We start from the raw sequence: 13,980 nt of genomic DNA, 5'->3' as shown, positions 1-13,980 counted from the left end.
AGGCGCACGGGTGCGGAGCGCCTAGGCGAGCTGGATGAGCTCGAGGTACTCCTGCGACCAGTGGTCCTCGGTGCCGTCCGGCAGCAGGATCACCCGCTCCGGATTGAGCGCCTCGGCCGCCCCCGGGTCGTGGGTGACGAGCACGACCGCACCGGTGTAGCTGCGCAGCGCGTCGAGGACCTGCTCGCGGGAGATCGGGTCGAGGTTGTTGGTCGGCTCGTCGAGCAGCAGCACGTTCGCCGCCGACGACACCAGCCCCGCCAGCGCCAGGCGCGTCTTCTCACCACCGGACAGGGTGCCGGCGGGCTGGTCGAGCTGCGGGCCGGTGAACATGAACGCCCCCAACAACCCCCGCAGGTCCTGCTCGCCGGCGTCGGGCGCGGCGTGCCGGATGTTCTCCCACACGCTGGCCGCGTCGTCGAGGGTGTCGTGTTCCTGCGCGAAGTAGCCGATCTTCAGGCCGTGCCCGGGCACCAGCTCGCCGAGGTCCGGGGTCTCGACTCCGCCGAGCAGGCGCAGCAGCGTCGTCTTACCGGCACCGTTGAGGCCCAGGATCACCACCCGGCTACCGCGGTCGATCGCGAGGTCGACGCCGGTGAAGATTTCCAGCGACCCGTAGACCTTGGTGAGGTCCTTCGCCATGAGCGGCGTCTTGCCACACGGCGCCGGCTCCGGGAACCGGATGTGCGCGACCTTGTCCGCCACGCGCACCTCGTCGAGGTCGTTCATCAGCTTGTCGGCGCGCTTGGCCATGTTCTGCGCCGCGGTCGCCTTGGTGGCCTTCGCGCCGAGCTTGGCGGCCTGCGCCCGCAACGCGGACGCCTTCTTCTCCGCGTTCGCGCGTTCCCGACGACGACGCTGCTCGTCGGTGGCGCGGGCATCGAGATACTTCTTCCAGCCCATGTTGTAGATGTCGGCCTCCCCGCGCACCGCGTCGAGGAACCACACCTTGTTCACCACGTCGGCGAGCAGGTCCACGTCGTGACTGATCACGATCAGCCCGCCGTCGTGGTTCTGCAAAAACCCGCGCAGCCACGTGATCGAGTCCGCATCGAGATGGTTGGTCGGCTCGTCGAGCAGCAGCGTCGTGTTCGACTTCCCACCCGACCCGTCCGAGGCCGCGAACAGGATCCGCGCCAACTCCACCCGTCGACGCTGACCACCCGAGAGCGTCTTGAGCTGCTGGCCCAGCACCCGGTCCGGCAGGCCCAGGCTGTTACAGATGCGGGCGGCCTCCGACTCGGCGACGTAGCCACCGAGCGCCGAGAACCGGTCCTCGAGGTTGCCGAACTTCCGGACGGCCTTGTCCCGGGTGGCGTCGTCGGCGGCCTCCGCCATGATGGCCTGTTGCTTCTCCATCTTCTTGAGGATCTCGTCCAGGCCGCGCGCCGAGAGGACGCGGTCCTTCGCGAGGACCTCCAGGTCACCCTCCTTGGGGTCCTGCGGAAGATAACCGAGGTCGCCGCTGCGCACTACCGCGCCCGCATAGGGTTCCCCCTCGCCGGCGAGGATCCGCAGCGTGGTCGTCTTGCCGGCACCGTTGCGGCCGACCAGGCCGATCCGGTCGCCCGCCTGCACACGCAACGCCGACCCCGGCGCAGAGAGCAGCGTCCGCACACCGGCACGAACTTCAAGGTCGGTGGCGGTAATCAAGCACATCTCCTCGGTAAAGAGCCACAGGCACAACTTCGGCCACGCAGACGCGTGACCGGGATGTCATGGTGCCCGCGAGCGAGCACAAGAACCACCGATTTTACCGTGACCACGGCTCACCGCCACGCCCCGGCCCAGTGACCGCGAATACGTCGGCTCCTCCGCTCGACGTGGTGGCTTCCGACGCTCGGTGCAGCACTGCAGCAGCGGCTGCTCAGTCGTCCAATTCTGCGGCGCGAGGATGTCGAGGTTCGTAGATGCCCACTTGGCTGCCACCTGGGAGGCGGAACCGACTCAGCCGGCCCCAGCCGGCCTCGGAGACGGCGTCGCATTCGACCCCGTGCTCCGCCAGGTCGCGGAGTGTCGCGTCCAGGTCGTCGCACATCAGGTACAGCTCGTGGCCGGGATCGTCGGCGGTCTCCGAGGGGTGCACGGCGACCTCGGCCGGAGGAAGCGTGAAGATCAACCAGCCGCCGCCGGCATCGACGTGCGGGAAGCCGAGCACGTCCCGCACGAAACGCCGGTCGGCGTCCGCATCCCGGCTGTAGACGATCACGTGCGCCCCTGAAATCGCCATACGCCTCATCGTCGCACAGCACGCGAGCACGCCGGACCGATCACGCGGTGGCGGCGGAGACCGCTGGAGTCGGAATCCGTGCGGTTCACGGCCAGGAAGAGGTCGATCCGCTAACGTGCGGAGCCATGACACGCGTGAACGACCTGCAGGGACGAAACGCCCTCGTCACCGGCGCCAGCCGCGGAATCGGCAAGGCGATCGCCGCCGAACTCCTCACCCGCGGTGCCAACGTCGCCGTCACCGCCCGCAAGGCCGAGCCACTCGACGAGGCCGCGATGGAACTGCGCGCCCTCGGCCACAGCGGGCACGTCATCGCGATCGCGGGTAACTCCGGCGACGCCGACGCGCGCCGCGATGCGGTGTCACGCACGGTGTCCGAACTCGGCTCCCTCGACATCCTCATCAACAACACCGGGATCAACCCGGTGTACGGGGCACTGATGGACGCCGACCTCGAGGCGGTCCGCAAGATCTTCGACGTCAACGTCGTCGCCGCCCTCGGATATGTGCAGGAGGCGTACCGGGCGTGGATGGGCGAACACGGCGGCGCGATCGTCAACCTCGCGAGTGTCGCCGGAATCCGCTCGACCGGCGTCATCGCCGCGTACGGCGCATCCAAGGCCGCGCTCATCCGCCTCACCGAGGAACTGGCGTGGCAGCTGGGCCCGACGATCCGGGTCAACGCCGTCGCCCCGGGCGTCGTCAAGACGAAATTCGCCGCCGCCCTCGTCGCCGGCGGCGAGGACCAGGCGTCGTCGATCTATCCGATGAAGCGCCTCGGCACACCCGAGGACGTCGCGGGCCTGGTCGGCTTCCTGGTGTCCGACGACGCCGCCTGGATCACCGGCGAGACGGTGCGCGTGGACGGCGGCCTGCTCGCGACGGGCGCGCTCTGACCGCCACCGCTGATGTCGCGGTCGTCGGGCTCGGTCCCGCCGGCCGGGCGCTCGCGCACCGCTCGGCCCGCGCCGGGCTGCGCGTCGTCGGGATCGACCCGCACCCGGACCGGCCGTGGTCGCCGACCTACGCGGCGTGGGTGGACGAACTCCCCCACTGGCTCGGCCCCGGTGTGCTGCGCGCGACGGTCCGTCGGCCGCACGTGTGGACCACCCGCCCGAGGATTGTCGACCGGAAGTACGCGATCCTCGACAACGCGGCGCTGCACCGCCGCCTCGACCTCGCCGACGCGCGGGTGGTGCCGGGCGTCGCGGGCACCGTCACCGCCGGCACCGTAGTGATGCGCGACGGTACGGAGATCCGGGCACATCGGGTGATCGACGCCCGGGGCGTGCGCCCCGATCCGACGCTGGCCGAGCAGACAGCGTTCGGCCTCGTCCTTCCCGCCGCGGCCGCGGCCCCGGCGATGGGCGACGCCGCGGGCTGGTTCATGGACTGGCGCCGCGACAACGACACTGCGCCGGGTGATCCACCGTCGTTCCTGTACGCCGTGCCGCTGAGCGACGACACCGTCTTGCTCGAGGAGACGTGCCTGGTCGACCGGCCGGGGCTGCCGCTCGACGAACTGCGCCGGCGCCTCGACGCCCGCCTGCTGGCCCGTGGCGTCGAACCGCCCGCGAATCTCGAGGTGGAGCGGGTCCGATTCCCGGTGCAGGCGCCGCGGCCTTCCGGGCCCGTGGACGCTTTCGGTGCCCGGGCTGGCCTGATCCACCCCGGCACCGGATACAGCGTCGCCGCATCGCTGACCGCGGTCGACGACGTCGTCGCGGCGCTCGCCGCGGGACGCGATCCTGGCAAAGCCCTGTGGCCTCCACGTGCCCGCCTCGTGCGATCGCTGCGCGACGTCGGGCTCTCGGCCCTGCTCCAGCTGGAACCCTCCCGGACCGCGGAATTCTTCGACGCCTTCTTCTCCCTTCCGATCGAGCGCCAGCGCGCCTACCTGTCGGGGCGCACCGACGCGGCCGGGACGATGCGCACGATGTGGGAGTTGTTCCGCGCGGGCCCGCCGCCGATCCGTCGAACACTGGTACGGGCCGGCATCCGACGGTGACGGTCCAGGCACCGAGCGAGCCCCGGGCGGGCGCTCGGATGTAGCCGAAATGTCTCGAGATGGTGATGATCTTCGCACCGGGGCGCACACGACCCACCGATCTGGGTGATAGTGGGGTGCATGCGATCAATCTGGAAGGGTTCCATCGCGTTCGGGCTGGTCAACGTACCGGTCAAGGTGTACTCCGCGACGGAGGACCACGACATCCGCTTCCATCAGGTCCACGCCAAGGATGGCGGACGGATCAAGTACAACCGCGTGTGCAGCGAATGCGGGCAGACGGTCCAGTTCGCCGACATCGACAAGGCCTACGACTCCGAGGAGGGTGACCGGGTCATCCTCACCGACGAGGACTTCGAGAAGCTCCCCGCCGCCGAGAAGCACGAGATTCCGGTGCTGCAGTTCGTTCCCACCGAGCAGATCGACCCGATCCTGTTCGAGAGGAGCTACTACCTCGAACCGGATTCGTCGTCGCCCAAGGCGTACGTGCTGCTCGCGAAGACCCTCGCGCAGACGGATCGGACCGCGCTGGTGCACTTCACGCTGCGGCAGAAGACGCGGCTGGCGGCGCTGCGCGAACGCGACGGCGTCCTGGTGATCCAGACGCTGCTGTGGCCCGACGAGGTGCGCGCCGCCGAGTTCCCGTCCCTGGACGACGCCGAGGAGCCCAAGGCGAAGGAACTGAAGATGGCGGGCACCCTCGTCGACAGCATGGCCGAGGATTTCGACCCGACGGAGTTCACCGACGACTACCAGATCGAGTTGCGCCAGTTGCTGGACGAGGCGATCGCAAGCGGCGGCAAGAAGGTGATCCCCGCGGCCGAACGCGTGGAGGCCGGTGCGGACGCCGAAGTCGTCGACCTGGTGGCGGCGTTGCAGCGGAGCCTCGAGGCGGCCGGGGAGGAAGTGAAACCCGCGCCCGCGAAGAAACCGCGGCGCAAGCGCGCCTGAGCGGTCAAGCCGTGAATGCCCGCAGGTAGCGGCGCGTCATGTAGCGCTGCACGACGCGGGCGGCGGGGTCGCCGATGCGGGTGAACCAGCGCCCGGGACGGGAGAACGCCGTGATCGTCGCCCGCACCGAGCCGTCGGGTGCGCGTTCGACGCAGAAGCGCTCCTCCCCCGACTCGGGGTGTCCCGACAGTGTCCCGTAGGCAAAGCCCCGACGGTCCACCTCGTCGATCACGTACACCACCCGGCACGGGATCGTGAACCCGAACCACCGCAGCTCGACGGTGGTGCCGGGCACCGCGACGGGCGAGTCGGCCGCCACCCGCAGGCCCGCGCGACGGTGCACGTCCCACCTCATCAACGCGTCGGACGCGGCGAGGAACGTGTCCTCGCCGCGTCCGATGTGTGCCGATTCTCGGACGTGTCGATATCCCGCCGGCAGCTCTCCGGCAGTGGCACCGACCTCCCGATAGGTCAGATTCCGGGTGGACAGGTCAGACCGTGAATCCGAGGGCGCGCAGCTGCTCGCGGCCGTCGTCGGTGATCTTGTCCGGACCCCACGGCGGCATCCAGACCCAGTTGATCCGCAGCTCGTCGCACAGGCTGCTGTTCACCAGGGCCCGCTTGGACTGCTCCTCGATGACGTCGGTCAACGGGCAGGCCGCGGACGTCAGCGTCATGTCGAGCAGCACGACGTCGACGCCGTTCTCGTCGATCTCCTTGAAGTCGTAGACCAGACCGAGGTCGACGACGTTGATGCCGAGTTCGGGATCGACGACGTCACGCATCGCCTCCTCGAGCTCGTCGAGGCGCTCCGGGGTGAGGGTGGCGCCGTACTCGGCGGCCGGCTCGGCCGCGGTGGCCTCGGTCTGGGCCTGCCCCGCCTGGGTGTCCGTCATGATGTCTGTCCTCCGGTTCGAGCAAGGTCGTCTTCAGGATTGCCGTCCGCCGAATCACTGTCGACCGACGTTTCGTCGACTATTCGAACAACGGCGTCCTTGAAAGCCATCCATCCCAGCAGCGCGCACTTGACGCGCGCCGGGTACTTCGACACCCCGCTGAACGCGATGCCGTCGCCGAGGACGTCCTCGTCACCCTCGACGGTGCCGCGGCTGCTGACCATCTCGTTGAACGCGTCGACGGTCTGCAGCGCCTCGTCCAGCGGCATACCGACGATCTGGTCGAACAGCACCGACGTCGACGCCTGGCTGATCGAGCAGCCCTGACCGTCGTACGAGATGTCCGCGACGACCGGGCGCCCATCCTCACCGTCGGTGAGATGCGCGCGCAGCGTGATCTCGTCGCCACACGTCGGGTTGACGTGGTGCACCTCGGCGCCGAACGGATCGCGCAGGCCGCGCCCGTGCGGGTGCTTGTAGTGGTCCAGGATCACTTCCTGGTACATCTGCTCCAGGCGCACCGTCAGTCACCTCCGCCTACGCCGAAGAAGTCCTGCGCGCGCCGGATGCCGGCGATCAGCGCATCGACCTCGTCGAGGGTGTTGTACAGCGCGAACGACGCCCGCGCGGTCGCGGCGATGCCGAACCGCTGGTGCATCGGCCACGCGCAGTGGTGCCCGACGCGCACGGCGACGCCGTCGTCGTCGAGGACCTGACCGAGGTCGTGCGCGTGGATCCCGTCGACCAGGAATGAGACGGCCGAGCCGCGGTCGACACCGTCGGTGGGGCCGACGATCCGGACTCCGTCGATGCCCGCGAGGCCCTCGAGCGCCGCGGTCACCAGCTGGTGCTCGTGCTGCGCGACGGCCTCCATGCCGATGTCCTGCAGGTATTTCACGGCCGCGCCGAGCCCGACGACCTGCGAGGTCATCGGCACGCCGGCCTCGAACCGCTGCGGCGGCGGCGCGTACGTGCTGCCCGCCATCGTGACGGTCTCGATCATCGAACCACCGGTGATGAACGGCGGCATCGACGTGAGCAGCTCGCGGCGGCCGTACAGCACACCGACGCCCGACGGACCGAGCATCTTGTGCCCGGAGAACGCCGCGTAATCGACTCCGAGGGAACGGAAGTCGACGGCGATGTGCGGCACCGACTGGCACGCGTCCAGCACCGTGATCGCGCCGACCGCCTGCGCGCGGCGGACCAGTTCCTCGACCGGGGAGATCGCACCGGTCACGTTGGACTGGTGCGTGAACGCGACGACCTTGACCCTGTCGGTCAGCTCGAGCGAATCCAGGTCGATGCGTCCGTCGTCGGTGATCCCGTACCACCGCAGCGTCGCACCCGTGCGACGCGCAAGCTCCTGCCACGGAACGAGATTCGCGTGGTGCTCGAGTTCGGTGACGACGATCTCGTCACCCGGTCCGACCGCCTTGTCGAAGCGGTCGTCACCGAACACGTACGCGACGAGGTTGAGCGACTCGGTGGCGTTCTTCGTGAACACCAGCTCGTCCGAATCGACACCGACGAACGAGGCGATCGCCGCGCGGGCACCCTCGTACGCGTCGGTGGCCTCCTCGGCCAGCTGATGCGCACCGCGGTGCACCGCTGCGTTGCACGTGGTGAGGAACTCCCGCTCGGCATCGAGCACCTGCACCGGACGCTGCGACGTCGCACCGGAATCCAGGTACACCAAGGGCTTTCCGTCGCGCACGGTCCGCCCCAGGATCGGGAAGTCGTCCCGGATCCTGGTGACGTCCAGCGCGGGCACCGTGATGGTCATCCGGGCTACGCCCCTGCCCCGGAAGACGCTGCCTGGGTGAAGCGCACGTAGCCGTTGGCCTCGAGCTCGTCGGCGAGCTCAGCTCCACCGGACTCGACGATCTGGCCGTTCACGAACACGTGCACGAACTCCGGCTTGATGTAGCGCAGGATGCGGGTGTAATGCGTGATCAGCAGGATCCCGCCGTCCTCCCGCTCCTTGTAGCGGTTGACGCCCTCGGACACCACGCGCAGGGCGTCGACGTCGAGGCCCGAGTCGGTCTCGTCGAGGATCGCGATCTTCGGCTTGAGCAGACCCAGCTGCAGGATCTCGTGGCGCTTCTTCTCGCCGCCGGAGAAGCCCTCGTTGACGCTGCGCTCGCCGAAGGTCGGATCGATCTCGAGCTCGGTCATCGCCTCCTTGACTTCCTTGACCCAGTGGCGCAGCTTCGGGGCCTCGCCGCGGACCGAGGTGGCGGCGGTGCGCAGGAAGTTCGACATCGAGACGCCGGGCACCTCGACCGGGTACTGCATCGCGAGGAACAGGCCCGCACGGGCGCGCTCGTCGACGCTCATCTCCAGGACGTTCTCGCCGTCGAGGGTGATGGTGCCCGAGGTCACCTCGTACTTGGGGTGACCGGCGATCGCGTACGACAGCGTCGACTTGCCCGAACCGTTGGGGCCCATGATGGCGTGAGTCTCGCCCGAGCGGACGGTCAGGTTCACACCCTTGAGGATGTTGATCGGCTCGGCGTTCTCGTCCGAGTTGGCGACGTTGACGTGCAGGTCGCGAATTTCAAGCGTAGACATTCGATTTCCTATGCGGGTTATCGGCGAAGTATCGGTGGGAAGGCGGCGTACCGGATCAGGCGCCGACCGCGGCCAGTTCGGCCTCGACGGCAGCCTCGAGGCGCTCGCGCACCTCCGGAACGGCGATGCGGTTGATGATCTCGTGGAAGAAACCACGCACGACCAGCCGCCGGGCCTGGTCCTCGGGGATACCCCGGGCCCGCAGGTAGAACAGCTGCTCGTCGTCGAAACGTCCCGTGGCGCTGGCATGTCCGGCGCCGACGATCTCACCGGTCTCGATCTCGAGGTTCGGCACCGAGTCGGCGCGCGCCCCGTCGGTGAGCACCAGATTGCGGTTGAGCTCGAACGTGTCGGTGCCCTCCGCCTCGGCGCGGATCAGTACGTCGCCGATCCACACCGTGTGCGCGTCCGGCTTGCCCGACTCCGGATCGCCCTGCAGCGCACCCTTGTACACGACGTTCGACTTGCAGTGCGGCTGCGAGTGGTCCACCAGCAGACGGTGCTCGAAGTGCTGGCCGGCGTCGGCGAAGTACAGGCCGAGCATCTCGGCGTCGCCACCGGGGCCGGCGTACTTGACGGTCGGGGTGATGCGGACGAGGTCGCCGCCCAGGCTCACCGAGGTGTGCCGCAGCACCGCGTCCCGGCCGAGCATCGCGTGGTGCGCAGCGGTGTGGACCGCGTCGTCGGCCCAGTCCTGGACCGCGACGACCGTCAGCGACGCGCTGTCGCCGAGCACGAACTCGACGTTCTCCGCGTAGGTGCCGCTGCCCTTCTGGTCGAGAACGACGGTCGCCTTGGCGAACTCCTCGAGCCGGATCTGCAGGTGACCGAACGCGACCTCGCCCTCGCCCGGTCCGGTGACCGTGATGTGGACCGGCGCGGCCACCTCGGTCTCGCGGCCGACGGTAACGACGGTCGCCGTCTCGAACGACGAGTACGCCTGCGCGGCAACGCGGTCGAACGGCACGCCGCCCTGGCCGAGTCGGGCGTCGTCTCGGCCGACGGTCTCGACGGAGACGTCGCCGTCGACCTCGACGGTCGCCTTGCCGGACGCGACGGCGGTGCCGTCGTGCAGGCCGCGCAGCCGGCGCAGCGGGGTGAACCGCCACGCCTCGTCACGGCCACCGGGGACCTCGAACGCGTTCACGTCGAACGAGGTGAAGACCTCACCCTTGTTGGTTGCGGGGACGGCGTTCTCGCCGGCCGCCGCGCCCTGTACTCCCGTCACGGGGGTGCTCACTAGCCCACCGCCCCTTCCATCTGCAGTTCGATCAGGCGGTTGAGCTCGAGGGCGTACTCCATCGGCAGCTCCTTGGCGATGGGCTCGACGAACCCTCGCACCACCATGGCCATGGCCTCGTCCTCGGTCAGACCGCGGCTCATGAGGTAGAACAACTGGTCGTCGCTGACCTTCGACACCGTCGCCTCGTGACCCATCGTCACGTCGTCCTCGCGGACGTCGACGTACGGGTAGGTGTCGGAACGGCTGATCTGGTCGACCAGCAGGGCGTCACACTTCACGGTCGCCTTCGAGCCGTGCGCGCCCTTGTTGACCTGGACCAGACCGCGGTACGACGCGCGACCGCCGCCACGGGCGACGGACTTGCTCACGATCGTCGACGACGTGTGCGGCGCCAGGTGCAGCATCTTCGCACCGGTGTCCTGGTGCTGGCCCTCACCGGCGAACGCGACGGAGAGCACCTCGCCACGGGCGTGCTCGCCCATCATCCACACGGCCGGGTACTTCATCGTGACCTTGGAACCGATGTTGCCGTCGATCCACTCCATCGACCCACCCGCCTCGACCTTGGTGCGCTTGGTCACCAGGTTGTAGACGTTGTTCGACCAGTTCTGGATCGTCGTGTAGCGGCAGTGGCCGCCCTTCTTGACGATGATCTCGACGACCGCGGAGTGCAGCGAGTCGGACTTGTAGATCGGCGCGGTGCAGCCCTCGACGTAGTGCACCGAGGCGCCCTCGTCGACGATGATCAGCGTCCGCTCGAACTGGCCCATGTTTTCGGTGTTGATCCGGAAGTAGGCCTGCAGCGGGATGTCGACGTGCACGCCCGGCGGCACGTAGATGAACGATCCACCGGACCAGACGGCGGTGTTCAGCGCGGAGAACTTGTTGTCACCGGCCGGGATGACCGTGCCGAAGTACTCGCGGAACAGCTCCGGATGCTCACGCAGACCCGAGTCGGTGTCGAGGAAGATGACGCCCTGAGCCTCGAGATCCTCGCGGATCTGGTGGTAGACCACCTCGGACTCGTACTGCGCCGCGACACCCGCGATGAGGCGCTGCTTCTCGGCCTCGGGGATGCCCAGCTTGTCGTACGTGTTCTTGATGTCCTCGGGCAGGTCTTCCCAGCTCTCGGCCTGCTTCTCGGTGGACCGCACGAAGTACTTGATGTTGTCGAAGTCGATGCCCTCGAGGTTCGAGCCCCAGTGCGGCATCGGCTTCTTGTCGAAGGTGCGCAGCGCCTTGAGGCGGATGTCGAGCATCCAGTCAGGCTCGTTCTTCTTCGCGGAGATGTCCCGCACGACGTCCTCGGACAGACCTCGCTGCGCACTGGCACCGGCGACGTCGGCGTCCGCCCAGCCGTATTCGTAGTTGCCCAGCGAGGCGATCGTCTCTTCCTGGGAGAGTGGCGCCTCGGGTGTCACCTGGTCTGGTGTGACGGTCATGCGAGCTCCTTCCGGAGTCTTGTTACGTACCGGTGCGAGCTGTCCACCGGAGAGAACATCTAGGGGGTCTTTCGGGGTAATGCGAGCGGGACGTGGGTGGTGCAGGCGCAATCCCCGTTCGCGATCGTCGCCAGCCGTTGCACGTGGCGTCCGAGCAGTTCGGCGAACGCCGCCCGCTCCGCCTCGCACAGTTCGGGGAACTCCTCGGCGACGTGCGACACCGGGCAGTGGTGCTGGCAGATCTGCACGCCGTTGCCTACCGGGCGGATCGACGCGGCGAACCCCGCCGAGGTGAACGCCTCCGCGATCTCCTCCGCCGTGGACTCGACGGCCGCCGGCTCGTCCTCGCTCACCGGCTCGACCTCACCGACGATGGACTGCACCCGGCGTCGGGCAAAGTCCTCGATGGCCGCGTCCCCACCGATCTCGCGCAGCTGCCGCATCGCGGCACCAGCGAGGTCGTCGTACGTGTGGCCGAGCTTCCCGCGACCCGCCGCCGTGATCTGGAACAGCTTCGCCGGACGCCCGCGGCCCCGTTGCCGCCAGCTGGCCGCACTGGCCTCCTGGGCCTCACCGGCCTCGATGAGCACGTCCAGGTGCCGCCGGACACCGGCGGCACTGAGGCCGAGGCGGGCGCCGATGTCGGTGGCGGTGATCGGCCCCTCCTCGACGAGCAGCTGCACCACCGCCGCGCGGGTATGCCCTTCGTGCGCTCCGGCAACGGGCAGCGACGAACCCGCAGAGACCTGAACAGGTGCGTGACCTGCACTTTCTCCGCTCATACGTCGAGCCTCGTCCGATTTCACAACACCAGTGTGACGGAATTCGACGCGTCGGTCCACGAAGGGTGCCCTGTGTAATCGACACCACACCGACCCGGCGTGCGCCGGATCGGGTCCGGCCGGAGCACTCCGTTCGCACCGCTACGCTGCACCGTGTGCCGCAGACCGAGATGGAACACGAGTCGGATGCCCCGGCCCGGTCCCGGGTCGATCGGGCCACGACCTTCGCCAAGCGCGCGCTCGGCATCGACGGGCGCTCACCCCGCCCGTCGGTAGCCGACGCCCTCCACGGCGACGAGACCGAGGCCCCGGGTCTCGACGCCGCCGAAACCCGCCAACTGCACTGGATACGCCTGTTCGGCGCCACCGGTGCGGTGCTCATGGCGGTCGGCGCACTCGGCGCCGGCGCGCAGCCCGTTCTGCAGAATCCCGTCCAAGGCCTGCGCGTGCTGGGCCTGCCGGCCCGCTTGCCGAGCGCAACGCTGAGCATGGCCATGACGGGCACCGTCATGGTGGTCTTCGCGTGGCTGCTGCTGGGCCGGTTCGCGGTCGGCAGCCTGCGCGGTGGACGCCCGCCGCGCCAGCTGACCCGGTCACAGCTGGACCGCACCCTCCTGCTGTGGGTGATACCCCTCACAGTGGCCCCGCCGATGTTCAGCCGCGACGTCTACTCGTACCTGGCGCAGAGCGAGATCACCGCGCGCGGCCTCGATCCGTACGAGATCGGCCCACAGAATGCCCTCGGGGTGGACCACGTCCTGACCCGGACCGTCCCCAACATCTGGCGCGAGACCCCGGCACCGTACGGCCCACTGTTCCTGTGGATGGGGCGCGGGATCACATACCTGACCGGTGACAACATCGTCGCGGGCATCTTCCTGCACCGCCTGCTCGCGCTGGCCGGCGTCGCGATGATCGTGTGGGCCCTGCCCCGCCTCGCGCGACGCTGCGGCGTCTCGGCGGTCAGCGCGCTCTGGCTCGGTGCCATGAACCCTCTGGTGCTCTTCCACCTGGTCGCCGGCATCCACAACGAGGCCCTGATGATCGGCCTCATGCTTGCCGGTGTGGAACTGGCACTGCGGGCCGTCGAGAGTGCCGACCCGATTCGTGGACGAACGCTGCTCCTTCTGCTGGCCGGCGCGACGCTGATCGCCCTGTCCTCGACGATCAAGATCCCGTCGCTGCTCGCCCTCGGATTCGTGGGGATGGCGCTCGCCCGCAGGTGGGGAGCGAATCTGAAGGCCCTCGCGTCGGCCGCGGCGCTACTGGGGGTGGTCGCGATCGCGGTGACGGTCTTCGTCAGCGTCGCGAGTGGACTCGGCATGGGCTGGACGCAGACCCTCGGCACGGCGACCGAGGTGCGCAGCTGGATGTCGATCCCGACCCTGCTGGGGCTGGGAACCGGCCTGGTCGGGGTATTCCTCGGCCTCGGCGACCACACCACCGCGGTGCTGAGCCTGACCCGACCCATCGCGTCGCTGGTCGCGGCCTTCATCACGCTGCGCATGCTGATCGCGGTGCTGGTCGGACGGATCCACCCGGTGGGGGCACTGGGCGTGTCCCTGGGCGCGATCGTCCTGCTGTTCCCGGTGGTGCAACCGTGGTACCTGCTGTGGGCGGTCATCCCGCTCGCCGCGTGGGCCACCCGCCCAGTGTTCCGGATCCCGACGATCGCGTTCTCGTCGTTCGTCAGCGTGATCCTCATGCCCAACGGCGCCGAATACGAACCGTTCATGATCGTCCAGGCCGCCGTCGCCACCGCGATCGCCAGCGTCGCGCTGATGCTTCTCACCCGCAACAAGCTGCTCTGGCGGGCCCAGCCCGGGACCACCGGACAAGCCTGATCCGGTCTGC

The 13,980-nt window shown here is 68.8% G+C and carries 14 protein-coding genes; 4 read left to right on the top strand and 10 right to left on the bottom strand.

Features of this window, described 5'->3' with window-relative positions:
• Nucleotides 1-21: 21 nt before the first annotated feature.
• Nucleotides 22-1,653, bottom strand: coding sequence for an ABC-F family ATP-binding cassette domain-containing protein (locus ABTV10_RS11635; RefSeq protein ID WP_499034855.1), 1,632 nt, complete (start codon nucleotides 1,651-1,653; stop codon nucleotides 22-24).
• Nucleotides 1,654-1,867: 214 nt separating this feature from the next.
• Nucleotides 1,868-2,230: a VOC family protein gene (locus ABTV10_RS11630; RefSeq protein WP_499034854.1), complete on the bottom strand. Its 363-nt coding sequence runs from the start codon at nucleotides 2,228-2,230 to the stop codon at nucleotides 1,868-1,870.
• A 125-nt stretch (nucleotides 2,231-2,355) separates the two neighbouring features.
• On the opposite strand from ABTV10_RS11630, the gene ABTV10_RS11625 reads away from it, so the two are divergent.
• The 3 genes from ABTV10_RS11625 (at nucleotide 2,356) to ku (ending at nucleotide 5,189) form a co-directional block, all read left to right on the top strand.
• The gene (locus ABTV10_RS11625; RefSeq protein WP_499034852.1) at nucleotides 2,356-3,126 is read left to right on the top strand and encodes an SDR family oxidoreductase; all 771 of its coding nucleotides are present in this window, start codon (nucleotides 2,356-2,358) and stop codon (nucleotides 3,124-3,126) included.
• Complete coding sequence (locus tag ABTV10_RS11620; RefSeq protein WP_499035164.1) at nucleotides 3,066-4,238, top strand: lycopene cyclase family protein; 1,173 nt, start codon at nucleotides 3,066-3,068, stop codon at nucleotides 4,236-4,238. The genes ABTV10_RS11625 and ABTV10_RS11620 overlap by 61 nt, the downstream gene beginning before the upstream one ends.
• Before the next feature lie 120 nt (nucleotides 4,239-4,358).
• Nucleotides 4,359-5,189, top strand: coding sequence for a non-homologous end joining protein Ku (gene ku / locus ABTV10_RS11615; protein ID WP_433612827.1), 831 nt, complete (start codon nucleotides 4,359-4,361; stop codon nucleotides 5,187-5,189).
• A 4-nt stretch (nucleotides 5,190-5,193) separates the two neighbouring features.
• Here the strand turns inward: ku and ABTV10_RS11610 are convergent, their stop codons facing one another.
• Genes ABTV10_RS11610 through ABTV10_RS11575 form a run of 8 tightly spaced genes read right to left on the bottom strand, consistent with a single transcriptional unit; the run spans nucleotide 5,194 to nucleotide 12,126 of the window.
• A complete protein-coding gene (locus ABTV10_RS11610; RefSeq protein ID WP_499035163.1) occupies nucleotides 5,194-5,664 on the bottom strand; it encodes a DUF1990 domain-containing protein in 471 nt (156 codons plus the stop codon).
• A gap of 16 nt (nucleotides 5,665-5,680) precedes the next feature.
• Entirely contained in the window at nucleotides 5,681-6,085 is a 405-nt protein-coding gene (locus ABTV10_RS11605) for a metal-sulfur cluster assembly factor (RefSeq protein ID WP_499034850.1), read from the bottom strand.
• Nucleotides 6,082-6,606 carry a Fe-S cluster assembly sulfur transfer protein SufU gene (gene sufU / locus ABTV10_RS11600; protein ID WP_499034848.1) on the bottom strand — a complete coding sequence of 175 codons (525 nt, stop codon included), beginning with the start codon at nucleotides 6,604-6,606 and terminating at the stop codon, nucleotides 6,082-6,084. Before sufU ends, ABTV10_RS11605 begins: the two co-directional genes overlap by 4 nt.
• A gap of 2 nt (nucleotides 6,607-6,608) precedes the next feature.
• The gene (locus ABTV10_RS11595) at nucleotides 6,609-7,871 is read right to left on the bottom strand and encodes a cysteine desulfurase (protein WP_499034847.1); all 1,263 of its coding nucleotides are present in this window, start codon (nucleotides 7,869-7,871) and stop codon (nucleotides 6,609-6,611) included.
• 5 nt (nucleotides 7,872-7,876) lie between these two features.
• On the bottom strand, nucleotides 7,877-8,659 hold the full coding sequence (gene sufC / locus ABTV10_RS11590) for a Fe-S cluster assembly ATPase SufC (RefSeq protein ID WP_499034846.1): 783 nt from the start codon (nucleotides 8,657-8,659) through the stop codon (nucleotides 7,877-7,879).
• 55 nt (nucleotides 8,660-8,714) lie between these two features.
• Entirely contained in the window at nucleotides 8,715-9,887 is a 1,173-nt protein-coding gene (gene sufD / locus ABTV10_RS11585; protein ID WP_499034845.1) for a Fe-S cluster assembly protein SufD, read from the bottom strand.
• 11 nt (nucleotides 9,888-9,898) lie between these two features.
• Nucleotides 9,899-11,344: a Fe-S cluster assembly protein SufB gene (gene sufB, locus ABTV10_RS11580; protein WP_127916958.1), complete on the bottom strand. Its 1,446-nt coding sequence runs from the start codon at nucleotides 11,342-11,344 to the stop codon at nucleotides 9,899-9,901.
• A gap of 59 nt (nucleotides 11,345-11,403) precedes the next feature.
• Nucleotides 11,404-12,126 (bottom strand): helix-turn-helix transcriptional regulator, encoded by a 723-nt coding sequence (locus ABTV10_RS11575; protein ID WP_499034843.1) that lies wholly within the window; start codon nucleotides 12,124-12,126, stop codon nucleotides 11,404-11,406.
• A 155-nt stretch (nucleotides 12,127-12,281) separates the two neighbouring features.
• On the opposite strand from ABTV10_RS11575, the gene mptB reads away from it, so the two are divergent.
• A complete protein-coding gene (gene mptB / locus ABTV10_RS11570; RefSeq protein WP_499034840.1) occupies nucleotides 12,282-13,970 on the top strand; it encodes a polyprenol phosphomannose-dependent alpha 1,6 mannosyltransferase MptB in 1,689 nt (562 codons plus the stop codon).
• Nucleotides 13,971-13,980: the final 10 nt, after the last annotated feature.

Origin of the sequence: Paraburkholderia sp. RHO2, from assembly GCF_050955445.1 — a bacterium.
Taxonomy (GTDB): domain Bacteria; phylum Actinomycetota; class Actinomycetes; order Mycobacteriales; family Mycobacteriaceae; genus Prescottella; species Prescottella agglutinans_A.
The sequence above is the reverse complement of the archived record's forward strand: the minus strand, read 5'-3'. Positions and strand labels throughout refer to the sequence as shown.

Coding starts and splice junctions, on each gene's coding strand:
- ABTV10_RS11630 (WP_499034854.1), bottom strand. CDS start 2,230: ATGGCGATTTCAGGGGCGCACGTGATCGTCTACAGCCGGGATGCGGAC.
- ABTV10_RS11625 (WP_499034852.1), top strand. CDS start 2,356: ATGACACGCGTGAACGACCTGCAGGGACGAAACGCCCTCGTCACCGGC.
- ku (WP_433612827.1), top strand. CDS start 4,359: ATGCGATCAATCTGGAAGGGTTCCATCGCGTTCGGGCTGGTCAACGTA.
- ABTV10_RS11605 (WP_499034850.1), bottom strand. CDS start 6,085: ATGACGGACACCCAGGCGGGGCAGGCCCAGACCGAGGCCACCGCGGCC.
- ABTV10_RS11595 (WP_499034847.1), bottom strand. CDS start 7,871: ATGACCATCACGGTGCCCGCGCTGGACGTCACCAGGATCCGGGACGAC.
- sufC (WP_499034846.1), bottom strand. CDS start 8,659: ATGTCTACGCTTGAAATTCGCGACCTGCACGTCAACGTCGCCAACTCG.
- sufB (WP_127916958.1), bottom strand. CDS start 11,344: ATGACCGTCACACCAGACCAGGTGACACCCGAGGCGCCACTCTCCCAG.
- ABTV10_RS11575 (WP_499034843.1), bottom strand. CDS start 12,126: ATGAGCGGAGAAAGTGCAGGTCACGCACCTGTTCAGGTCTCTGCGGGT.